This window comes from Nocardioides gilvus, assembly GCF_003194605.1.
Classification (GTDB): Bacteria; Actinomycetota; Actinomycetes; order Propionibacteriales; family Nocardioidaceae; genus Nocardioides; species Nocardioides gilvus.
The window spans coordinates 1-22317 of the sequence record NZ_QHKY01000003.1; the positions used below are offsets into that span (position 1 = coordinate 1).

The 22317-nt window shown below is 68.9% G+C and carries 15 protein-coding genes; 4 read left to right on the top strand and 11 right to left on the bottom strand.

The features are described 5' to 3' along the window. Positions 1 to 501: 501 nt before the first annotated feature. The 4 genes from DNK52_RS08910 to DNK52_RS08925 all read right to left on the bottom strand — a co-directional run bounded on the left by DNK52_RS08910 (position 502) and on the right by DNK52_RS08925 (position 5213). On the bottom strand, positions 502 to 2103 hold the full coding sequence (locus DNK52_RS08910; protein WP_110240670.1) for a vWA domain-containing protein: 1602 nt from the start codon (positions 2101 to 2103) through the stop codon (positions 502 to 504). Between the two features lie 163 nt (positions 2104 to 2266). Further along, the gene (locus DNK52_RS08915) at positions 2267 to 3553 is read right to left on the bottom strand and encodes a thymidine phosphorylase (RefSeq protein WP_110240671.1); all 1287 of its coding nucleotides are present in this window, start codon (positions 3551 to 3553) and stop codon (positions 2267 to 2269) included. Next, complete coding sequence (locus DNK52_RS08920; RefSeq protein ID WP_110240672.1) at positions 3550 to 3951, bottom strand: cytidine deaminase; 402 nt, start codon at positions 3949 to 3951, stop codon at positions 3550 to 3552. Before DNK52_RS08920 ends, DNK52_RS08915 begins: the two co-directional genes overlap by 4 nt. Positions 3952 to 3992: 41 nt before the next feature. Next, complete coding sequence (locus tag DNK52_RS08925; RefSeq protein ID WP_110240673.1) at positions 3993 to 5213, bottom strand: amidohydrolase; 1221 nt, start codon at positions 5211 to 5213, stop codon at positions 3993 to 3995. A 172-nt stretch (positions 5214 to 5385) separates the two neighbouring features. Here DNK52_RS08925 and DNK52_RS08930 point away from each other — a divergent pair, with 172 nt between their 5' ends. Further along, on the top strand, positions 5386 to 5838 hold the full coding sequence (locus tag DNK52_RS08930; RefSeq protein WP_162598703.1) for a hypothetical protein: 453 nt from the start codon (positions 5386 to 5388) through the stop codon (positions 5836 to 5838). A 59-nt stretch (positions 5839 to 5897) separates the two neighbouring features. Here the strand turns inward: DNK52_RS08930 and meaB are convergent, their stop codons facing one another. Genes meaB through DNK52_RS08945 form a run of 3 tightly spaced genes read right to left on the bottom strand, consistent with a single transcriptional unit; the run spans position 5898 to position 10812 of the window. Beyond that, the gene (meaB, locus tag DNK52_RS08935; RefSeq protein ID WP_110240675.1) at positions 5898 to 6899 is read right to left on the bottom strand and encodes a methylmalonyl Co-A mutase-associated GTPase MeaB; all 1002 of its coding nucleotides are present in this window, start codon (positions 6897 to 6899) and stop codon (positions 5898 to 5900) included. 17 nt (positions 6900 to 6916) lie between these two features. Then, positions 6917 to 9079, bottom strand: coding sequence for a methylmalonyl-CoA mutase (gene scpA / locus DNK52_RS08940; protein WP_110240676.1), 2163 nt, complete (start codon positions 9077 to 9079; stop codon positions 6917 to 6919). Further along, complete coding sequence (locus DNK52_RS08945; RefSeq protein ID WP_110240677.1) at positions 9076 to 10812, bottom strand: methylmalonyl-CoA mutase family protein; 1737 nt, start codon at positions 10810 to 10812, stop codon at positions 9076 to 9078. Before DNK52_RS08945 ends, scpA begins: the two co-directional genes overlap by 4 nt. A gap of 270 nt (positions 10813 to 11082) precedes the next feature. On the opposite strand from DNK52_RS08945, the gene DNK52_RS08950 reads away from it, so the two are divergent. From DNK52_RS08950 to DNK52_RS08960, 3 genes are read left to right on the top strand one after another with little or no spacing between them, the layout of a single operon-like run. Further along, positions 11083 to 11796, top strand: coding sequence for a succinate dehydrogenase cytochrome b subunit (locus tag DNK52_RS08950; RefSeq protein ID WP_239455474.1), 714 nt, complete (start codon positions 11083 to 11085; stop codon positions 11794 to 11796). 15 nt (positions 11797 to 11811) lie between these two features. Further along, complete coding sequence (locus DNK52_RS08955) at positions 11812 to 13854, top strand: fumarate reductase/succinate dehydrogenase flavoprotein subunit (protein WP_110240678.1); 2043 nt, start codon at positions 11812 to 11814, stop codon at positions 13852 to 13854. 2 nt (positions 13855 to 13856) lie between these two features. Continuing rightward, positions 13857 to 14600 carry a succinate dehydrogenase/fumarate reductase iron-sulfur subunit gene (locus DNK52_RS08960; protein ID WP_110240679.1) on the top strand — a complete coding sequence of 248 codons (744 nt, stop codon included), beginning with the start codon at positions 13857 to 13859 and terminating at the stop codon, positions 14598 to 14600. A gap of 85 nt (positions 14601 to 14685) precedes the next feature. Here DNK52_RS08960 and DNK52_RS08965 read toward each other — a convergent pair whose 3' ends face one another. From DNK52_RS08965 to DNK52_RS08980, 4 genes are all read right to left on the bottom strand, one after another. Further along, positions 14686 to 15195, bottom strand: coding sequence for a 2'-5' RNA ligase family protein (locus tag DNK52_RS08965; RefSeq protein WP_110240680.1), 510 nt, complete (start codon positions 15193 to 15195; stop codon positions 14686 to 14688). A gap of 8 nt (positions 15196 to 15203) precedes the next feature. After that, complete coding sequence (trpS, locus tag DNK52_RS08970) at positions 15204 to 16265, bottom strand: tryptophan--tRNA ligase (protein WP_110240681.1); 1062 nt, start codon at positions 16263 to 16265, stop codon at positions 15204 to 15206. 114 nt (positions 16266 to 16379) lie between these two features. Beyond that, positions 16380 to 19937 (bottom strand): ATP-binding cassette domain-containing protein, encoded by a 3558-nt coding sequence (locus tag DNK52_RS08975; RefSeq protein ID WP_110240682.1) that lies wholly within the window; start codon positions 19935 to 19937, stop codon positions 16380 to 16382. Between the two features lie 182 nt (positions 19938 to 20119). Then, on the bottom strand, positions 20120 to 22309 hold the full coding sequence (locus tag DNK52_RS08980) for an NADP-dependent isocitrate dehydrogenase (RefSeq protein ID WP_110240683.1): 2190 nt from the start codon (positions 22307 to 22309) through the stop codon (positions 20120 to 20122). Positions 22310 to 22317: the final 8 nt, after the last annotated feature.

The window sequence follows — 22317 nt, forward strand, 5'->3', positions numbered from 1 at the left end:
CACTCCGAAAAGCATGCCGACAGGGCAATTAAACTAATTCGTCGACTATGACACACTGTTGAGTTCTCAAGGATCAAACGCATAACCGTGCCAACTCTTCCGAGCCAGCTGCGGCGCCTGGTGAAACCTATCCGAAGACCAAACCGAAACCAAATCCGGTTCTTCTCTCCGTGGTGACCGCGCCAAGAACCGCGAGACCGCATGGAACTCACTTCGTTCTGAGTCCCGGCCCCGCCTTGATGGCGTGTCGACCTGACCAAAGTTACTTGGTCTCGGCCCCCTCGTCAACTTGACCGAGGGCACCTGGTGGCCGCCACGACTCTGACTCCCCCTGATCCGGACCTTCTGGCCCGGGAGGGCGTCCCTCGCGGCGACAAGAGGAACAGTAGCAGCACTGGTGGGTCGTGTGAAATCGGGGGGTCTCGCCGTGACAGCGAGAACGTTCGGAGACGAGCAGAGCCCCGGGCCCATACGGGTCCGGGGCTCTGACTGTGGTCGGGATCAGCGCTGCGAGATGGCGCTGACCGTCACGTCCAGGACGTCCTGCGGGTCGGTCGCCTTGTAGGCGCGACCGCCGGTCGCCAGGGCGATCTTCTCCAGTGCTTCATTGTCCGCGTCCTCGGAGATGCCGATGCCGATGATGCGCACCGGACGGTTCGGGTCCCTGAGCTTCTCCAGCTCGGACAACAGTTTCGACATGGAGATCGAGCCCGGGTCGTCGTTGGCGCCGTCACCGAAGATGACCACGGTGTTGTAGTAGTTGCGGTCGTACTCCTCCACCGCCTTGGCGTAGGCAGCCAGCGTGGTGTCGTACAGACCGGTTCCACCACCCACCAGGCCCACCATCACGTCGATCTGCTTCTCCATGAACTTCTTGTGGGTCATGCCCTTCGTGTTCTGGTTGAGGCGCTTCAGCGGGCCGAGCTCGACGTAGTCCTTGCCCTTGCCGCCCTGATCGATCGAGAAGGCCCAGACACCCAGGCGGGTGTTCTCGTTGAAGTTCTCGAGGGCGGTGCGTGCTGTCTCCTCGGCCAGGTCCATACGGGACTCCTTGGCGTTGACGGGGAAGTTCATGCTGCCGGAGACGTCGAACACGGCGAGCACGCTGGACGGCACGCTGAAGACGCCGAACGCGCCGAGCAGCTCGTTGAACTCCTGGCCCGGCACCTCGGTGAGGAGCTTGGCCGAGGACATGCCGCGACCTTCCAGGGCGGAACCGTCAGCGGGACGCATGCCCGTCTCCGCCAGGGCCACCCGGCCGGTCTGCGACGAGAACCAGTCGCGCAGAGCAGATGCCACCGTGTCCGTGTCCGGGGCTCCACCGTTGGCCTTCACCAGCGGGAAGTTCAGGGTGGGTGCTCCCGTGGTGGGGGTGAGGTCGGCGATGTTGTTGTTGCCGTTGCCCCGAGTCAGGAGCTCCTGCTCCGTGACGGGCACGAGGCGGCTGAAGGTGGCGCCGATCTGCTTCATGTCTGTCTTCTCGGCGTCGCCCTCGACGGCACGCTGGCCGTAGGACTGGGCGGCCGTCACGACGGATGCCTTGGCGCGGTCGGCGGGCGCCTTCGTTGTCTTGCTCTCCATGACCGGGGCGATCAGTGCCATGGCCGTGGCGCTGTCGCGCTCCGGGTCACCGAGGCTGATGGACTCGGCCTCCAGGGCATCCACCCAGGAAGCAGGCCGCTCCCCGGCCTTGCCGCCGATCAGGCCGATCGGGGTCACCGCCAGCGAGGGGGTGAGGGTCGTGGTGTTGATGCCGATCGAGGCGAGTCGGTCCACCCGGGCCGTCGTGTCGGCGACCCACAGGTCGGGACGCCCACCGTTGAAGAACGAGTCCTCGACGTCGGCCGGCGACTCCGTACGCATCTCTGCGGGGAAGCACTCGTCGTCGGCCTTCAGGTCCTCGAGGGCCTTCTCCATCGCCATCTGCATGGACGGGACCACGCTGACCATGACCTTGCGCTGTCCGTCGCAGTCGGCGCTGCCCGCACTGTCGGGGCGGAAGGCAACCCACCCGACACCTGCGACCGCAGCAACCAACGCCACCACCAGCACGGTCGATGTCAGACCACGCTTGTTCTCTTCTGTGCGGCGTCCTCGGCTCATGCCACGTCTCCCTCAAAATGGTCCAGCTTCGTTTCGGCGAGGATACGACGCCGACCCTGCGCGAAATGCGGGATTGACGAATTCCCGTTGGCACCCTAGTAGGTGAGCGCGCTCACGTCACCGGGCACCGTGAGGTGAGTCGCGGGTCGTGGGGAGGACTGGATCAGGTCCCGATGCGGGCATGAATGAGTGGCGTGTCGAGGTGATCGGCTCGCTCGCCCACGTGCCACCCCGCCGCGAGGGCCTCCATCGCGCGATCGAATCTCCACGGATCCTCGCTCAGCAGGGTGAAGAGAGGCTGCCCCTGGGTCACCCGGTCCCCCGGGCGTGCGTGCCACACCACCCCCGCACTGGACTGGACCGCTTGCCCCTGCCGTTCGCGACCGGCGCCCAGTCGCCACGCGGCCACCCCGACAGCGCGGGCGTCCAGACGCGCCAGCACCCCGGTCTCTCCTGCAGTGATGACGTACGACTCCTTCGCCGTGGGCAGGGAGGCCTCCGGGTCGCCCCCCTGCGCGCGAATCATCCGTCGCCACACGTCCATGGCGGAGCCGTCTGCCAACCTGTCGGCCGGGTCCACGCCGGTCATCCCGACCTGGGCGAGCATCTCCCGCGCCAGGGTGAGGGTCAGTTCGACCACGTCTGCGGGGCCTCCACCGGCCAGCACCTCGACCGCCTCGGCGACCTCGATCGCGTTGCCGGCCGTGAACCCCAGCGGGGTCGACATGTCCGTGATCAGTGCGACGGTCTCGACCCCTGCGTCGGTTCCGAGCTCGACCATCGTCCTGGCGAGTTCGTGGGCCTGGTCCGTCTCCCGCAGGAAGGCGCCGCTGCCCACCTTGACGTCCAGCACCAGGGCGCCGGCACCGCCAGCGATCTTCTTGCTCATGATGGAGGAGGCCAGGAGCGGTATGGCCTCCACGGTCGCGGTGACGTCGCGCAGGGCGTACAACTTCTTGTCGGCCGGGACGAGATCGTCACCGGCGGCGCACACCACGGCCCCGACCTGTTCCAGCTGACCTCGGATCTCGCGGGGTGACAGCGTGGCGCGCCATCCGGGGATCGACTCGAGCTTGTCGAGGGTGCCACCGGTGTGACCGAGCCCCCGGCCCGCCAGCTGCGGGACGGCCACCCCGCAGGCGGCCACGAGAGGCGCCAACGGGAGCGTGACCTTGTCACCCACGCCGCCGGTCGAGTGCTTGTCGGCCGTCGGACGGCCCACCCCGGAGAGGTCGAGTCGCTCCCCCGAAGCGATCATCGCGGCCGTCCAGTGAGCGATCTCGTCCCGCTCCATCCCGTTGAGCAGGATCGCCATCGTCAGGGCGGACATCTGCTCGTGCGCTACTTCTCCCCGGGTGTAGCCGTCGATGACCCAGTCGATCTGGCTCCTGGAGAGTGCATGGCCGTCACGCTTGGTGGTGATGACCTCCACCGCGTCATGACGGGTCACATCCGGCCCAGGCCATCAGGAGTGAACGCCTGCGGCAGAACGTCGGTCATGGGGAGCACACCCGTCACGGTCCACACCATCAGATCGGCCCCACCCGCCTCCCACAGGAGTTGGCGACAACGCCCACACGGCATGATCACCTCGCCGCCGGCGTCCACGCACACGAAGTGCGTCAACCGGCCCCCGCCCGTGGCATGCAGGTGGGAGACGAGTCCGCACTCCGCGCAGAGGGTCAGTCCGAAGCTGGCGTTCTCCACGTTGCACCCGACGACCGTCCGTCCGTCATCGACCAGCGCCGCTGCTCCGACGGCGTAGCCCGAGTACGGACTGTGGGCCCGTCGGGAGATGTCGACGGCGCGGGCGCGCAGGGTGGGCCACGGTTCCTCGCGGACGTCCATCTGGGGTTCCCTTTCCGTACGACGTGAGTCGGTGCCGGACCCTACCGTGCAGGTTGGTGGGCGTTCAGCGCCTCGACTGCCGCCTGGGCGAGAACCTCCGCGCCGATCCGCAACGCAGCCTCGTCGACACGGAGGTCGCCCTGGTGGAGGTCGTACGTCGGCCCGCCGGGGGTGCGGGTGCCCAGACGCCCCATGGCGCCCGGGACCTGCGCCAGGTACCAGCCGAAGTCCTCGCCGCCCAGACTCTGCTGGGTGGGGACGTGGCCCACCTGACCCACCACCGACTCGACGGCCTTGGCCAACAGGCCGGTCGATCGGTGGTCGTTGACGACCGGCGGCACGCCGCGTTGGTAGGTGATCTCGGCGACGATGCCGTACGGGTCGACGATCTGGCGCACCAACTGCCGCACCAGGACCTCCGCCTCTGCCCACGCGACGGCGTCGAGCATGCGTACGGTGCCGGTCAGGTTGCCGGTTGACGGGATGACGTTGGGTGCCGAACCGGCATGGAGCATGCCCCACACGACGCTGGCACCGGCGCGCGGGTCCAGACGACGCGAGAGGATCGCCGGCAACTCGGTGACCAGCTTGCCGAGGGCGAAGGTCAGGTCCTGGGTGAGGTGGGGTCTGGAGGTGTGGCCACCCTTGCCCAGCAGTTCGATCCGCAGGAGGTCGGCGGCCCCGGTCAGGGGACCTTCACGCAGTCCGACCTGACCGACGTCGATGCTGGGGTCGCAGTGCAACCCGAAGACGTGGCTGACGTCGTCGAGCGCCCCCAGCGAGACCAGGTCGAGCGCGCCGCCGGGCATCACTTCCTCCGCGGGCTGGAAGAGCAGGCGTACGCGGCCCGCCAGCAGGCCCGCGTCGTGGACGGCGGCCAACGCCATCCCCGCACCCAGCAGGGCCGTGGTGTGCACGTCGTGCCCGCAGGCATGACTCACACCCGGGACGGTCGAGACCCACGGATCGGTGGTGAGGTCCTGGACCGGCAGCGCATCGAGGTCTCCGCGCAGGGCAACCACCGGTCCGGAATCGCCGACCTCTGCGATCAGGCCACTGCGCGGCAACCTGCGCACGCGCATGCCGAGGGCCTCGAGACGGAGCGCCACCTGCTCGGTCGTACGCGCCTCCTGCCAGGAGAGCTCGGGGTGGGCGTGCAGGTCCCGGCGGAATGCCAGCAACTCAGCCTCTGCGAATCCGAGCACGGCAGTCACCACCGTCGTCGCATCGACAGGCGCTGGATATGAAACTGGAGAGGACATCACAGCCCAGTCTAGTGCCGGTCGATGTCTCCCTCCGCCCGAAGCGTCGGACGAGGAGTCCCAGCATGTGCACATGCCCCCGCCGACTGCGATGTTGGCGCGAGGATCGAGGGCACGTCAGGGGAATGGGGCGGCTCCTCGCCCGGGGGTGGGACCGAGAGGAAGAAAGCGCGTGCGTCGATCACTGGGACTGATGTGTGCCGCCATGGCTCTTCCGCTGGCCGCGTGCAGCGCCGGCGGCAGTACGGACGGGGGAGACGACCTGACCCAGGCCGAGGCCCGCGCCCAGGTGGAGGACGTGGTGCGCGACGTACTGGCGGCCGCTGCTCCCGACGTCGAGGACGGGCTCTCCGACACCACCGAGGTGCCGTGTGGCGGACTGGGCGGCAACGAGTGGAACAAGGTCAAGTACAGCCTGGAGTCGATCGACGGCATCGCGGTGTCCGACCACGAGGCGTCTCTGGAAGCCGCCCAGGCACTGATCGATGAGCGCGGTTGGGAGTTGACCCCCCGTGACGAGGCGTTGAGCTTCTCCACCGGGACGGTCTCGGGAACCGTCTTCGTCCGCGCGAGCGGCGTCCTGGTGAGCGTGGAGTCCGAGTGCATCGACAACGACGAGAGCTGACCGGCCGACGCCGAGGCCACCCGGGCGACGAGGTCGCGGACAGCACCTGAGCGCGTGTCTCAGCCCGCGTCGTACGCCGCAAGGATCTGGTCGGCGGCGGCCGGTGCGCTGAGCCGCCCGGTGAGCACCTCACCGGAGACCTCGTCCCGGATTGCGGCCACTGCCTCGGAACGTCGCAGCCGATCAATCAGTTGGTCTCGCACCAGCGTCCAGGTGAAGTCCAACTGCTGCTGGGCTCGCTTGGTGAGCAGGCCGTCGGCGCCCAGGTGCTCCCGGTGCGCCAAGACCTTGCTCCAGACCTCGTCCACCCCGACACCGGTGAGGCCGGAGCAGGTGACGACGGGCGGCGCCCACTCCTTCGGGCCACGCACCATGCGCATCGCACCGGCGAGCTCGCGGGCCGCGCCCCGCGCCTCGGCCGCACGGTCCACTCCCCCGGCACCCTCCGCGTCGGCCTTGTTGACCGCAATCACGTCGGCGATCTCGAGGATGCCCTTCTTGATCCCTTGCAACTGGTCGCCGGTGCGGGCCAGGGTGAGGAAGAGGAAGGTGTCGACCATGCCGGCGACGGTGATCTCGGACTGCCCGACCCCCACGGTCTCGACGAGGACGACGTCGTACCCGGCACCCTCCAGGACGCTCATCGCCTGCGATGTCGCTGCGGCGACGCCACCCAGGGTCCCGGCTGAGGGCGAAGGACGGATGAAGGCATTCGGGTCGACCGCCAGCCCGGGCATCCGGGTCTTGTCACCCAGCACCGACCCGCCCGTACGCACGCTGGAGGGGTCCACCGCCAGCACGCCGACCCGGAACCCCTGCGCAGTCAGGTGGGTGCCGAGCCCCTCGATGAAGGTCGACTTGCCGACCCCGGGCACACCGGAGATGCCGACACGGACCGCAGGATCTCCCGTGGAGGCATCGGCGAGGCGGGTCAGCAGGTCTCGGGCTGCCTCGCGGTGGTCAGCGCGCCGCGACTCCACGAGCGTGATCGCTCGGGAGACTGCGGCGCGCTGACCGGTACGAATCCCGTCGAAGAGGGCTTCGACGTCAGGCGTTGCCATGGTGGCCGCGTCTCGTCTCAGGCCGTACGGAGCTTGGCCAGGAGATCCAGCGCCGAATCGGCGATCACGGTGCCGGGCGGGAAGACAGCGGCCGCACCCATCTGCTTGAGGGTCTCGACGTCGTCGGGCGGGATGACCCCACCGATGACGATCATGATGTCGGGACGGCCCTGGTCCTCGAGCGCCTTCTTCAACGCGGGCAGCAGGGTCAGGTGACCCGCGGCCAGCGAGGAGACGCCCACGAGGTGGACATCGGCGTCGATCGCCTGCTGGGCGACCTCCTCGGGCGTCGAGAAGAGCGGACCGACGTCGACGGTGAAGCCCATGTCGGCGAAGGCCGAGACGACGACCTTCTGGCCGCGGTCGTGACCGTCCTGGCCCATCTTGGCGACCAGAATCCGCGGACGGCGCCCCTCGGCCTCCTCGAACTCCGCGGTGGCGGCGAGGACCTGGTCGAGCTTGGCGTCGCCGGCGTCGGCTGCAGTGTCGCGGTACACACCCGAGATCGTACGGATCACCGCTTGGTGACGGCCGTACACCTTCTCCAGCGCGTCCGAGATCTCGCCCACGGTGGCCTTGGCCCGGGCCGCGTCGACGGCCAGCGCGAGCAGGTTGCCCTCGAGCGAGCCGCCACCGGTGGCACCGCGCTCGGCCGACTGGGTGAGCGCGTCCAGCGCGGCGTCGACCTCGTCCTGGTTGCGCTCGGCGCGCAGCCGCTCCAGCTTGGCGATCTGGGCGCGGTAGACCTCGTCGTTGTCGACGCGCAGCACGTCGAGCTGGTCCTCGGTCGCCAGTCGGTAGGTGTTGACGCCGATGACCTGCTGCGCACCGGAGTCGATCCGTGCCTGGGTGCGCGCGGCGGCCTCCTCGATGCGCATCTTGGGGATGCCCTGCTCGATGGCCTTCGCCATGCCACCGGCCTGCTCCGCCTCCACGATGTGGGCCCAGGCCTTGGTGGCGAGGTCGTGGGTGAGCTTCTCGACGTAGTAGGAACCGGCCCACGGGTCAATGATCTCGGTGGTGCGCGACTCCTGCTGCAACAGCAGTTGGGTGTTGCGCGCGATCCGGGCGGAGAAGTCGGTCGGCAGTGCGATCGCCTCGTCGAGGGCGTTCGTGTGCAGCGACTGGGTGTGCCCCTGGGTCGCAGCCATCGCCTCGATCGCCGTACGGCCGACGTTGTTGAAGACGTCCTGGGCGGTCAGCGACCACCCAGACGTCTGCGAGTGCGTGCGCAGGCTGAGCGACTTGGGGTTCTTCGGGTTGAACTCACGCACCAGGCGGGCCCAGATGGCACGCGCGGCGCGCATCTTCGCGACCTCCATGTAGAAGTTCATGCCGATCGCCCAGAAGAAGCTGAGGCGGGGCGCGAAGTGGTCGATGTCGAGGCCGGCGTCGAGGCCCGCGCGGATGTACTCCACTCCGTCGGCCAGGGTGTACGCCAGCTCGAGGTCAGCCGTCGCTCCGGCCTCCTGCATGTGGTAGCCGGAGATGGAGATGGAGTTGAAGCGCGGCATCTTCTGGCTGGTGTAGGCGAAGATGTCGGAGATGATCCGCATCGACTGCACCGGCGGGTAGATGTAGGTGTTGCGGACCATGAACTCCTTGAGGATGTCGTTCTGGATGGTCCCGGCGAGCTGCTCGGGCTTGACGCCCTGCTCCTCGGCCGCAGCGATGTAGAGCGCGAGGATCGGCAGCACTGCGCCGTTCATCGTCATCGAGACCGACATCTCGTCGAGCGGGATGCCGTCGAAGAGGGTGCGGGTGTCGTAGATCGAGTCGATCGCGACACCGGCCATGCCGACGTCGCCGCGCACCCGCGGGTGGTCGGAGTCGTAGCCGCGGTGGGTGGCGAGGTCGAAGGCGACCGAGAGACCCTTCTGGCCGGCGGCCAGGTTGCGGCGGTAGAACGCGTTGGACTCCTCGGCGGTGGAGAAGCCCGCGTACTGACGCACGGTCCACGGCTGGGTGGTGTACATCGTCGGGTACGGCCCACGCAGGAACGGGCTCAGACCGGGCCACGTGTCGAGGGCGTCGAGGCCCTCGAGGTGCTCGGGACCGTAGACACCGAGAATGTCGATGCCCTCCGGGCTGGTCCACGGCTCACGGGCGGACGGTGCCGCGGCCGCCGCCACACCCTCGGCAGCCAGCGGGAGGCCGTTGAAGTTCTTCGGAATGCTCATGCGAGCGCCTCCCTCGTGCGGTTCAGGAACGCGAGGGCGTCGAGGCCCATCGCGCAGGAGTCGTCGACCCCCAGGTCGCCGGGCTTGCCGGCGACGATGACGTGCTGGACACCGGCGGCGCGCAGCGCCTCGACGGCGGCTGCTCCCCACTCGGCGTAGGTGGCGTCGGTGCCGGCCAGGCAGGCCACCGTCTCGCCCTTCAGCCGGGCCACGAGGTCATCGACCCCCGCTGTCGCGCCGGCCGGGTGCGTGGTGATGCCGCCGGCAGCGAAGAGGTTGGCGGCGAAGGTGGCGCGTGCGGTGTGCGCCGCGATGGGTCCCATCGTCGCGAGGAAGACCGGCGCATTGGCCGGCTCGTCGCGCAGCGCCTCGAAGGAGGCGCCGTAGCGGCGTACGGCGTCGGCACTCGGGTGGGCGACGCGCTCCGGCAGCACCTCCGCGAGGTTCGGGAACTCACTGACCCCGGTGATCGGCGTACGACGGTGGGCGATCTCGGTCTCGCGGGCAGCGACGACCTCGTCGATGCGTCCCTGCAACGAACCGTCGGCCAGGGCTGCGTCAGCCCCTCCCACCTCATCGATGCGACCGAGCTCGGCCCACCCGGCCGCAGCCAGGTCATCGGTTAGCTTCTCGACGGCGTACGAACCGCCGGCCGGGTCGGTGACCTTGCCCAGGTGGGACTCGGCGACCAGCAGGCTGGAGGTGTTGCGGGCGATGCGACGGCCCAGGGTGCTGGGCAGGCCCAGCGTCGAGTCGAACGGCAGCACGGTGACCGACTCCGCCCCACCGACGCCGGCTGCGAACGCTGCGACGGTCCCGCGCAGCATGTTGACGTAGGGGTCGTACTTGCTCATCATCGGCCGGCTGGTGACCGCGTGCTGGATCTGGGCGACGGGCTCGTCTGCCCCACTCAACTCGGCGACGCGGGCCCAGAGACGACGAGCCGCGCGCAGCTTGGCGATGGTGGGAAACTGCTCGTCGCTGGCGGCGTAACGGAACTCGACGAGGCCGAGGGCGTCACCCAGGGAGATGCCGGCACCGGTGAGGTCGCGCAGGACCTGGACACCGACCGCCATGGAGTAGCCCAACTCCTGGGCGTCCGAGCCACCGAGGTCGTGAACCTTGGAGGCGTCGACGACGACGCCGAGGATGCCCTTGGCCAGGGCGAGGCGCGCGATCGCGACGACCTCGTCGGCAGAGCTGCCACCGAGCGCCGGGGTGGCACCGAGGTTGGTGCCGGGCGCCGGGACGACGCCGTCGAGCAGGTCGATGAGCTCGCCCGCTGCTGCCAGGCGCTCGCCGGGGGCGTCGAGGATGACCGGAGCGAGGTCGGTGTAGACGCCCTTGAGGACGTCCTCGAGGTCAGCTGTGGCCAGGCCGGCACCGAGCTCGACCCACACGGAGGTGGCGCCGTTCTCGAGGTCGACCAGCAGTGCCTCGTTGGCTGCCTTCGCGTCGGGTCCGACGACATGGACACGGATGTCCCAGTCGCCCTCGCGGGTCGGACGGCCGGAGGTGGTGAGGCCTTCGAGGTCTGTCTGGCTGCCGATGGGGGCGACGGAGATGCCGTCCAGCGTGGTGCGGGCCAACTTCTCCCAGACGCCGGCGTCGGCGTCCTCCTCGCTCATACGGCGGGACTTGCGCAGCACGGCGGCCGTCGCACGCTCCCAGTCAGCAGCGGTCGCAGTGTCCTCCTCGGAGGACAGCGCGATCTGGTCGATCGGTGAGGTCATGCCTCGCAGGATAGGCGGCGCAGGAGTTCGACCCTTCCCGTGGTCGGATGCCAGACCCATTTCGGCTTCTGCGTCGGACGGGCACAGGGCCTCGACCGCTGGAGGTCCAGCACGGCCGAGGACGGGATTTCACGCTGGAATCCCCCAGAATTCACCCGAGTTAGGTCACCCTCAGGATTCTGCGACCGGCCGGTAACCGGGCATATGTCACAGTTCTGAAGGGGTGGTCCGCTGCGACAGACCCGACCCGGGGGCGATACGGTGACCTGCGTGGCAACCCAACTTTCCAACCGGACCCTTGTCAAGGGATCGCGGTCGACGCGTTCGACGATCGCCCTGAAGCTCACGATGGCAATCAGTGGCCTGGTCTTCCTCGGCTACCTGATCCTCCACATGTACGGCAACCTCAAGGTCTTCGCAGGCCATGACGCCTTCAACGAGTACGCGCACCACCTGCGCGAATTCGGCGCTCCGATGCTGCCCTACGAGGGGCTGCTGTGGATCGTGCGCGTCGTCCTGCTGGTGGCCCTGGTCGCGCACGTGTGGTCTGCCCTCGTCCTGACGGGCCGCGCCCGCAAGGCGCGCACCGCCAAGTACACCGTCAAGAAGAACATCGCCTCGTCGCTCTCCTCGCGCACCATGCGCTGGGGCGGCCTGGCCATCTTCATCTTCGTCGTGTGGCACCTGCTGCACTTCACGATCGGCAAGGTGAACCCGGACGGCGGCCCGACCAACGATCCGTACAACCTGCTCGTCGACTCGTTCGACGTGTGGTGGATGACCGTGATCTACCTGCTCGCGATGTTGGCGCTCGGCATGCACCTCCACCACGGGACGTGGAGCGCAGCGCAGACGCTGGGCCTGACCAACACCGCGAAGTCGCGTGCGACCGCGAAGCGTGTCGGCTGGGTCGTCGCGATCGTGATCGCCGGCGGCTTCGCCCTCGTCCCGCTCTCCGTGCTCTTCGGCATCGTCACCAAGTAAGGACCGCGACTCTCCATGGCTTTCCTGGACGGAACCACCCAGACCAACCAGCCGTCGGTGCAGGTCTCTGACGACGCTGCTGGCTTCTACACCCCCGGCACTCCCCTGACTGACCCGGTCGCACCGACCGGTCCGATCAAGGACCGCTGGGTCAACCGCAAGTTCGAGAACCGCCTGGTCAACCCCGCCAACCGCCGCAAGCTCGACATCATCATCGTCGGCACCGGCCTGGCCGGCGGCGCCGCAGCCGCCACCCTCGGTGAAGCCGGCTACAACGTGAAGTCCTTCTGCTACCAGGACTCCCCGCGTCGGGCCCACTCGATCGCTGCCCAGGGCGGCATCAACGCAGCGAAGAACTACAAGGAGGACGGCGACTCCACGCACCGTCTCTTCTACGACACGGTCAAGGGCGGCGACTACCGCGCCCGCGAGAACAACGTCTACCGCCTGGCCGAGGTCAGCGCCAACATCATCGACCAGTGCGTCGCGCAGGGTGTCCCCTTCGCCCGCGAGTACGGCGGTCTGCTCGACAACCGTTCCTTCGGTGGCGTCCAGGTCTCGCGTACGTTCTACGCGCGCGGCCAGACCGGTCAGCAGTTGCTGATCGGTGCCTACCAGGCCATGGAGCGCCAGGTCGCGGCCGGCACGGTGGAGCAGTTCACCCGCCACGAGATGCTCGAACTGATCGTCGCCGACGGCAAGGCGCGCGGCATCATCGCGCGCGACCTCGTCACCGGTGAGGTCTCCACCCACCTCGCCGACGTCGTCGTGCTCGCCTCCGGTGGCTACGGCAACGTCTTCTACCTGTCCACCAACGCGATGGGCTCCAACGTCACCGCTGCGTGGCGGGCGCACCGCAAGGGTGCCTACATGGCCAACCCCTGCTACACGCAGATCCACCCGACCTGCATCCCGGTCTCTGGCGACCACCAGTCGAAGTTGACCCTGATGTCGGAATCCCTGCGCAACGACGGACGGATCTGGGTCCCGAAGAACCCGGCCGACGCCGAGAAGGATCCGCGCGACATCCCCGAGGAGGACCGCGACTACTACCTCGAGCGGATCTACCCCGCCTTCGGCAACCTGGTCCCCCGCGACATCGCCTCGCGTGCTGCGAAGTACCAGTGCGACGACGGCAAGGGTGTCGGCCCCGCCGTGCGCGAGGTCGACGAGAACGGCAACGAGAAGTTCGTCCGTCGTGGTGTCTACCTGGACTTCGCCGAGGCCATCGAGCGTTTCGGCCTGGACGGCGTCCGCGAGAAGTACGACAACCTCTTCGACATGTACCAGCGGATCACGGGTGAGAACCCGTACGAGACGCCGATGCGCATCTACCCCGCGGTGCACTACGTGATGGGCGGCCTCTGGGTCGACTACCACCTGCAGTCCAACGTGGAGGGCCTCTTCGTGACCGGTGAGGCGAACTTCTCCGACCACGGGGCCAACCGCCTCGGCGCATCGGCCCTGATGCAGGGTCTGGCCGACGGCTACTTCGTCCTGCCGAACACCATCCGCGAGTACCTCGCCGACGGTCCGTTCAACAAGATCGACGAGTCTCACCCGGCGGTCGTCGCGGCCAAGGCCGAGGTCGACCAACGCATCAACCAGTTCCTCTCCATCGGCGGCACCCGTTCGGCCGACTCCTTCCACAAGGAGCTCGGCCGCATCATGTGGGAGTACTGCGGCATGGACCGCAACGCGGAGGGGCTCAAGAAGGCCATCGGTCTCATCCAGGACCTGAAGAAGGCGTTCTGGAGCGATCTGAAGGTCCTCGGCACGGCCGACACCCTCAACCAGAGCCTCGAGAAGGCCGGCCGCGTGGCCGACTTCATCGAGCTCGGTGAACTCATGTGCGTCGACGCCCTCAACCGTCGCGAGTCGTGTGGCGGTCACTTCCGCTCCGAGTCGCAGACCGAGGACGGCGAGGCTCTGCGCCACGACGAGGAGTTCGCGTACGTCGCGGCCTGGGAGTTCGGCGGCGAGGACGGTCTCCCGGTCCTCCACAAGGAAGACCTGATCTACACGGCCATCGAGATGAAGCAGCGGAGCTACAAGTGAGCATGAATCTGACCCTGAAGATCTGGCGCCAGAAGGACGCCTCGTCCGCGGGCGCCATCGAGACCTACCAGGTCCAGGACATCTCGCCGGACATGAGCTTCCTCGAGATGCTGGACACGCTCAACGAGCAGCTGAACGAAGCCGGTCAGGACCCGGTCGCGTTCGACTCCGACTGTCGTGAGGGCATCTGCGGCACCTGCGCGTTGATGATCAACGGCCAGGCGCACGGGCCGGAGGTCACCACGACCTGCCAGCTCCACATGCGCTCCTTCTCCGACGGCGACACCATCACGATCGAGCCGTGGCGTGCCGACCCCTTCCCGGTCCTCAAGGACCTGGTGGTCGACCGTTCCGCCTTCGACCGGATCATCCAGTCGGGTGGCTTCATCTCTGCCAACACCGGTTCGGCTCCCGAGGCCAACTCGGTGCCGGCTCCGCGGGACAAGGCCATGCGTGCCTTCAACGCGGCGACCTGCATCGGTTGCGGCGCCTGCGTCGCGGCCTGCCCCAACGGCTCTGCCTCGCTCTTCCTCGGCGCCAAGATCACCCACCTCGGTGAGCTGCCGCAGGGCCAGCCCGAGCGTGACAGCCGCGTCGTGGCCATGGTCGGCCAGCACGACCACGAGGGCTTCGGTGGCTGCACCAACATCGGCGAGTGCACCGCCGCCTGCCCCAAGGAGATCCCCATGGACGTGATCTCCCAGCTCAACAAGGACCTGCGTACGGCCATGAAGCACGGCCTCTGAGGCTCACGCCTTCCCAGCAGTTCCATCCGAGGCCCGGCTCCTGCACGTCAGGAGTCGGGCCTTCGGCGTGCGCGCGGCTGAATGGTCAGGCGAGGGTGAAGGTGCGACTCGGGACCCAGCCCTCGGAGTCGCTGTGCAGGTAGAGGTGGAACTCCGAGGCGATGAAGGCGCAGTCGAAGGTCGCCAGCTCCTCGTACGCCCGGTCCAGCGTCGCGTCGTCCAGGTGGTGGGCGATGGTCACGTGCGGATGGAACGGGAAGTCCAACTGCATCGTCAGGGGCCCCGTACGCACCTGGATCGCCAACTGCTCACAGCCGGCGATGCCGTCGGCGACGGCGACGAAGACGACCGGTGAGACCGGGCGAAAGGTCCCGGTCCCCCGCAGGTGGATCCGGAAGGCACTCTGCCCGGCGGCCACCCGACCCAGGTGCGCGACGACCTCGTCGAGCCCTTCCTCGGAGACCTCGGTGGGCGGGATCAGGGTGATGTGCGTCGGGATGCTGTAGGCCGTGTCGTCGCCGAGATCGACCCGGTACTCCTGGAGGTCGGTGGCCCACGGCTCGGGAAGAGCGATCGCGACGCCGATGGTCAGCACGGGTCAGGTCACCTGCCGCCGGGCAGCGCGAAGCCGACACGGTCGTACACGTCGCGCAGCGTGCGCTCAGCCACCTCGTTGGCCTTGGCAGCGCCGTCAGCGAGGATATGGTCCAGGTAGGTCCGCTCCTCCAGGAGCTCGAAGGTGCGGTCCCGGAAGGGGGTCACGAACTCGACCACCACCTCGGCGACCTCCTTCTTGAGGTCGCCGTAGCCGCGTCCTTCGAACTTCTCCACCAGCGTCTCCACGGAGACCCCCGAGACGGCCGAATGGATCGTGAGCAGGTTGCTGATGCCGGGCTTCTCGGCGGTGTCGAAACGGATGACCGCCTCGGAGTCGGTGACCGCCGAGCGGATCTTCTTCGCGCTGACCTTGGGGTCGTCGAGCATGTCGATGATGCCCGAGGGCGACGAGGACGACTTCGACATCTTCGACGTCGGGTCCGCCAAGTCGACGATCTTGGCCGTCTCCTTGAGGATGTACGGCTCAGGGAGACGGAAGGTCTTCTTGTAGCGGCTGTTGAACCGCTGGGCGAGGTCACGGGTGAGCTCAAGGTGCTGACGCTGGTCCTCACCGACCGGGACGTACTGCGGGCGGTAGAGGAGGATGTCGGCCGCCATCAGGACCGGGTAGGTGAAGAGGCCGACGCTGGCCGCCCCCTCCCCCTGCTTGGCCGACTTGTCCTTGAACTGCGTCATCCGCCGCGCCTCGCCGAAGCCGGTCAAGCACTGCAGCACCCACCCCAGCTGGGCGTGGGCCGGGACCTGGCTCTGCACGAAGATCGATGACCGCGCAGGATCGACGCCGGCGGCAACGAGCTGGGCGGCGGCCCGGCGAGTGCGCTCACGCAGCACCTTCGGGTCCTGCTCGACCGTGATCGCGTGCAGGTCAGCGATGAAGAAGAAGTTCTCGAAATCCTCCTGGAGCGCCACCCACTGCCGCACCGCACCCAGGTAGTTGCCGAAGTGGAACGAGTCGGCGGTGGGCTGGATGCCGGAGAGCACCCGGGGGCGTGCTGTGCCGGGGGTCGACGTTGTCGCCTTCACCTCGGGCTCGGTCGTGGGGGCCATGTGGGTCATTCTCTCAGGTGGGAGCGGTGCGCGCCCAACCGCGTCCCGGGGACTGGAGCGCGGACCGGGGCCGGTGCCAGGACGCCGCGGGCACCCGCGGCGCTGTCCCACCGCTCACCCGGCCAGATGGCCCCAACGGCCCTCGAGGTCACGCCACGGGCCGCTCGCGGCGACCTCGCCGTCCACCAGCACCACGACCCGGTCGGCCACGGCCAGCGCCGCGCGCTTGGAGGTGGCACCGATGACCGTCGCCCCTCGGCCGCGCAGGGCGTGCCACAACTCCACCTCGGTGGCCGCGTCCAGCGCGCTGGAGACGTCGTCGGCGAGCAGCAGCTCGGCGTCCGTGGCCAGGGCTCGCGCGAGCGCCAACCGCTGCACCTGGCCTCCGGAGAGACGGACACCGCGGTGTCCCACCAGAGCCTCCCGTCCACCGGCGTCGGCGACGTCGCTGCTCAGTCGAGCCGCCTCCACCGGCGCCTCGAAGTGACGCTGGTGGCCCAGACGTACGTTGTCGACGAAGGTGCCGGACAGCACCCGCGGCACCTGCGCCACGTGGGCGACCTGCGCGGGCCGCAGGAAGAGCTCCGCGTCGGTGACCTCGTCCCCGTTCCAGGTGATGCTGCCGCGGTGGTCCACCAGACCGGCCACCGCCGCGAGCAGGCTCGACTTGCCGGACCCCACCTGGCCGACCACCAGGACCAGCTCGCCGGCGCGCACCGCGAGCTCGACCGAGTGCACCCCGATCGTGCCGTCCTCGTGCACCGCGCTGAAGTCGGTGAGGCGTAGTTCGTGCAGCGGGGAGCGTCGCACGAGAGCAGGCGCCGGGGCACCGCCGTGCACCAGGTCGACGTCGGGGGGCAGGTCCATCAGGTCCACGCCGCCGGCCAGCCTGCTGGTGGCCTGCTGCCACGCCCGGGTGCCGGGGGCCTCGGAGACGACGAGCCCCGCCACCCGACCGAACCAGTCGAAGCCAGCGACCGCGTTGGCCACCAGGAGCGTGGTGCCCAGGCCCCAGGTCCCGTTGACGTACGCGACCCAGGCAGCGACGACGCCGCACTGCACCATGATCGTCGGCACTGCGTCGAGCACCGCCTGGACCCGGTGCTCACGCACCGCCGCCCCCACCCGGCCGGAGTCGACGGCTCGCAGGTGGGCACGGACGTCCGGGGTCGCGGCGGCCAGCTTGACCGTGCGCACCGACTCGAGCACGGAGACGACTGCTCGCCCGAAGTGGGCACGTGAGGCCGACGCGGCGGCCGCCGAACGGCCTGCCACCGGGCGACCGGCGGCAGACGCCACGGCGGAGGCCACCAGCACGCTCAACAGCACGCCACCGGCCAGCCAGGTCCCGGCCAGGAGCGCAGTCACCGCTGCGATGACCATGCCGTTGAGGAAGTCGACCCAACGGTCGGCGTAACGAACGTAGCGATCGGCGTCCATGGCTCGGGCGACCACTTCGCCGGGCGGGGTGCGAGGCAGCCTGCGCTGGGCGGTCTGGCCGACGAGGACCGACATCCGCACCCGCAGCAGCACCTCCACCCACCAACGCGGGTAGCGCCAGAAGGCGTCGGCCAACATGAACGGTGCCGCCAACAGCACCACCACCAGCGCCGCGACCAGGAGGGCCGGGCTCCGGCCGGCGTCGAGCTCCTCGACCACGTGCCCCCAGACCAGCCCGGTGACCGCCCCCTGCGCCCCCACCAGGGAGGCGCCGAGGAAGCCCAGAGCCCCGAGGAGGCCCCACACCGGGCGGACCGTGAGCACGTGCCCCACACCTCGGGTGAGCGAGGGACCGGTGCCCACCCGGCGCTGCGCCGGCGGCGTCCCCGTACGTCGCCGGGTGCCGACCGTGCCGTCCTGCGCTGCGTTCGCGCCCGTCGCCGCGGTCGGGTCCGCCTGGGCAGGGGCGGGCAGGGTTTCGTCGACCACACCGCCCGGAGCCGACAGCGCGGCCACCAGGAGGTCGCGGAACGGACCGTCCTGACGGGCGAGCACCGATCGCTCTCCCTGCTGGACCACGCGCCCGTGGTCCAGGACGGCCACCAGCGGCGCGCGTTCGATGGTGGTGAGGCGGTGGGCGATGAGGACGCCCGTACGTCCGGTGAGGAGTCGGTCGGCCGCAGCGATCACCCGGCGTTCGGTGAGGGGGTCCATCCGCGCCGTCGCCTCGTCGAGCACGACCACCTTCACGTCACGCACCAGCAGACGGGCGAAGGCGACCAGTTGCTCCTCCCCCGCCGACAGCGTGGTGCCACCGGGACCGAGCAGCGTGTCCACACCGTCACTCAGCCCCCGGACCCAGTCGTCGAGCCCCAGTTGTGTCAGGGCCCCGGCCACCGTGTCGCGGTCGACGTCGCCGAAGAGGGCAATGTTCTCCGCGAGCGTCCCGGCCAGGATCTCGGTGCGCTGGGTCACCACGCCGACGGCGGCGCGCAACTGCTGGAGGTCGAGCTCGCGCACGTCCACGCCGCCGACGAAGACTGTCCCCGGTGGCGGCTCGACGGCCCGCGAGAGCAGCGAGGCGAGGGTCGACTTGCCCGACCCCGTACGGCCGACGAGCGCCATCGTGAGACCCGACGGCACCCACAGGTCCACCCCACGCAGGGCGAAGCTGCCCTCGGTGTAGGAGAAGTCGAGGTTGCGCACCTCCACGTCGAGGGCGCCGTCGGCGCCGACCGGACGTCCGCCCACCGGCTCGGGGACCACGGCCAGCATCTGTCGCAACCGGATGACGGCCCCGAGGCCGGCCTGCAACTCCGGCAGATGGTTGGCCAGCATCGACACCTGACCCACGAAGGTCGAGGTCACCAGGAAGAGGGTCACGAGTCCACCGGTGGAGAGGTCCCCACCGACAGCCAACACCACCCCGCTGACGGCGACGGCGCTGAGCAGGGCGTACAGCAGCACTCCCGCGCGGCGAGCGAGACGGCTCTCGACACGCACCACGTCGGCGAAGCGGTCGTGCACGGTCGCGGAGAGAGCCGCCAGACGGGAGACCACATGGGCCTGCCCGTGGCTGGTGCGCAGGTCGTCGCGGGCCGCGATGCCCTCCTCGAGAGCGGCCGCGTGGTCGGTCCACGCCATCTCCTCGATCACCTTGCGGCGCGAGATCTCTCCCAGGAGACGCCGCACCGCGACCCACGTCGCGCCGGCCAGGAGGGGAAAGAGGAGCCAGGCGGGCCACCACGTGAAGCCGGCGACGAGCCACATCGGCACCACGCCGAAGACGGTGCGCGACATCATCCAGATCTGCCAGCGCAGGAGGTTGCCGACCTCGTGTGTGTCGTCGTCGACCCGGTCGAGGATCTCCCCCACCGCCTGTTCCCCCAGGGCGGCCAGCGGCTGGGACAGAGCGGCATCAAGCAGGTCCTCGCGCAGTACGCCTTCCGCCCGGTCGCAGAGTCCGACCCACACGAACTTGCCGGCGGACTCAACCAAGGACCCCCCAACGATGCACAGCACCAGGAGCCAGAGCAGGGACGACGTGCGGTGCTCCACCAACTGCCCGGCCAGGACGGTGCCGGCGGTGGTGCCGATGGCGGCCACGGCGGCAGCGCCCAGTGCCACGCCGGCTCTCGGGGTACGCATGCGGGTCCAGTCGACCCGGCGGCGCGGGTCCCGGAGGTGCTCGTCGGCCGGGGCCGTACGGTCGGTGCTCACGGTGCTGCTCATCCTTGTCGACACTACGGAGATCGGCGCCTCAGCGCCTCCCATTTCTTTCCTGTCACCACCCCCCGGCCACCACCCCCGGCCACCACCCCCGGCTGCTGTCTCCGGCTGCCGTCTCCGGACGTGCCACGGCAGCGGGGCCCGGGCGACCAGCTGGTCGCCCGGGCCCCGCAGTGAAAGGGTGCTCAGAGGCTGGCGAGGGCCTCGTTCAGCGTGGCCGAGGGGCGCATGACGGCCTCGGTCTTCTCCGGGTCGGGGCGGTAGTAGCCACCGATGTCGGCGGGCTTGCCCTGGACCGCGATCAGCTCGGAGACGATCTTCTCCTCGTCGGCGGCGAACTTCTCGGCCAACGGCTTGAAGGCAGCGGCCAGCTCGGCGTCCTGGGTCTGCGCAGCCAGCTCCTGGGCCCAGTACATGGCCAGGTAGAAGTGCGAGCCGCGGTTGTCGATGGTGCCCAGCTTGCGGCCCGGCGACCGGTCGTTGTTGAGGAACGTCTCGGTGGCCTTGTCGAGAGCCTCCGCCAGGACCTTGGCGCCGGGGGTGCCGGCCTGCTCCGCATAGAGCTCCAACGAGGGGACGAGCGCGAAGAACTCACCGAGGCTGTCCCAGCGCAGGTAGTTCTCGGTGACGAGCTGCTGCACGTGCTTCGGGGCGGACCCTCCGGCGCCGGTCTCGAAGAGGCCGCCACCGTTCATCAGCGGGACGACCGAGAGCATCTTGGCGCTGGTGCCCAGCTCCAGGATCGGGAACAGGTCGGTGTTGTAGTCACGCAGCACGTTGCCGGTCACCGAGATCGTGTCGAGGCCGCGGCGGGCACGCTCCAGCGAGAAGGTGGTTGCCTTCTCCGGGGTCATGATCTGGATGTCGAGACCGTCGGTGTCGTGCTCGGCCAGGTAGGTGTTGACCTTGGCGATCAGGTTGGCGTCGTGGGCACGCGCCTCGTCCAGCCAGAAGATGGCCGGGTTGGAGCTCGCACGGGCCCGGTTGACGGCCAGCTTGACCCAGTCCTTGATGGAGGCGTCCTTGGTCTGGCAGGCCCGCCAGATGTCTCCGGCCCCGACTGCGTGCTCGAGGAGCACGTCGCCAGCGGCGTTGAGGACGCGGACGGTGCCGGCCTCGGCGATCTCGAAGGTCTTGTCGTGCGAGCCGTACTCCTCGGCGGCCTTCGCCATCAGACCGACGTTGGAGACCGAACCCATGGTCGCCGGGTCGAGCGCGCCGTTGGTGCGGCAGTCGTCGATGGTCGCCTGGTAGACGCCGGCGTAGGAGGAGTCCGGGATCACGGCGAGGGTCTGCTGCTCTTTGCCCTCGGAGTTCCACATGATGCCGCCGGCGCGGATCATCGCCGGCATGGAGGCGTCGATGATCACGTCGGAGGGGACGTGCAGGTTGGTGATGCCCTTGTCGGAGTCGACCATCGCCAGGGCGGGACCCTCAGCGAGCGCCTTCTCGAAGGCGGCCTTGATCTCTGCGCCGTTCGACAACTGAGCGAGGCCCGGGAGGATCGTGCCGAGACCGTCGTTGGCCGACAGACCCGCGGCGGCGAGGTCGTCGCCGTACTGGGCGAAGACGTCAGCGAAGTAAGCCTTGACCACGTGGCCGAAGATGATCGGGTCGGAGACCTTCATCATCGTGGCCTTGAGGTGCGCCGAGAAGAGGATCTCCTCTTCCTTGGCGCGCGCGATCGCACTCTTCAAAAAGGACTGGAGCGGGCCGACCTCGAGCACGGAGGCATCGATGACCTCGTCGGCCAGGACCTTGAGCTCCGGCTTGAGGACGACCTCTTCGCCCGAAGCGGTGGTGAGCACGACCTTGAGGGTGTCGTCGGCGGGGATCACCACGGACTTCTCGTTGGACTTGAAGTCGTGCTCACCCATGGTGGCGACGTTGGTCTTCGAGTCACTCGGCCAGGCGCCCATCCGGTGGGGGTGGGCCTTGGCGTAGTTCTTGACCGACGCGGGGGCCCGGCGGTCCGAGTTGCCCTCACGCAGGACCGGGTTCACCGCGGAACCCTTGACCTTGTCGTACTTGGCGCGGATCTCCTGCGCCTCCGCGGTGTCGGCATTCTCCGGGTAGTCCGGGATGTCGTGGCCCTGGGACTGCAGCTCGGCGATCGCCGCCTTGAGCTGCGGGGTCGAGGCAGAGACGTTGGGGAGCTTGATGATGTTGGCCTCGGGCGTCGACGCCAGGGCGCCGAGCTCGGCGAGCGCGTCGTCGGCGAGGCCGAACTGGGCGAGGATGCGGGCAGCGACCGAGATGTCGCGGGTCTCCACCTCGACCCCGGCCTTGGCTGCGTACGCCGCGACGATGGGGAGGAAGGAGTACGTCGCGAGCAGCGGCGCCTCGTCGGTGTGGGTGTAGATGATCTTGGCCATGGTGCCAG

Coding starts and splice junctions, on each gene's coding strand:
- DNK52_RS08975 (WP_110240682.1), bottom strand. CDS start 19,937: ATGAGCAGCACCGTGAGCACCGACCGTACGGCCCCGGCCGACGAGCAC.
- meaB (WP_110240675.1), bottom strand. CDS start 6,899: ATGGCAACGCCTGACGTCGAAGCCCTCTTCGACGGGATTCGTACCGGT.
- DNK52_RS08960 (WP_110240679.1), top strand. CDS start 13,857: ATGAATCTGACCCTGAAGATCTGGCGCCAGAAGGACGCCTCGTCCGCG.
- DNK52_RS08980 (WP_110240683.1), bottom strand. CDS start 22,309: ATGGCCAAGATCATCTACACCCACACCGACGAGGCGCCGCTGCTCGCG.
- DNK52_RS08955 (WP_110240678.1), top strand. CDS start 11,812: ATGGCTTTCCTGGACGGAACCACCCAGACCAACCAGCCGTCGGTGCAG.
- scpA (WP_110240676.1), bottom strand. CDS start 9,079: ATGAGCATTCCGAAGAACTTCAACGGCCTCCCGCTGGCTGCCGAGGGT.
- DNK52_RS08945 (WP_110240677.1), bottom strand. CDS start 10,812: ATGACCTCACCGATCGACCAGATCGCGCTGTCCTCCGAGGAGGACACT.
- trpS (WP_110240681.1), bottom strand. CDS start 16,265: ATGGCCCCCACGACCGAGCCCGAGGTGAAGGCGACAACGTCGACCCCC.
- DNK52_RS08925 (WP_110240673.1), bottom strand. CDS start 5,213: ATGTCCTCTCCAGTTTCATATCCAGCGCCTGTCGATGCGACGACGGTG.
- DNK52_RS08920 (WP_110240672.1), bottom strand. CDS start 3,951: ATGGACGTCCGCGAGGAACCGTGGCCCACCCTGCGCGCCCGCGCCGTC.
- DNK52_RS08910 (WP_110240670.1), bottom strand. CDS start 2,103: ATGAGCCGAGGACGCCGCACAGAAGAGAACAAGCGTGGTCTGACATCG.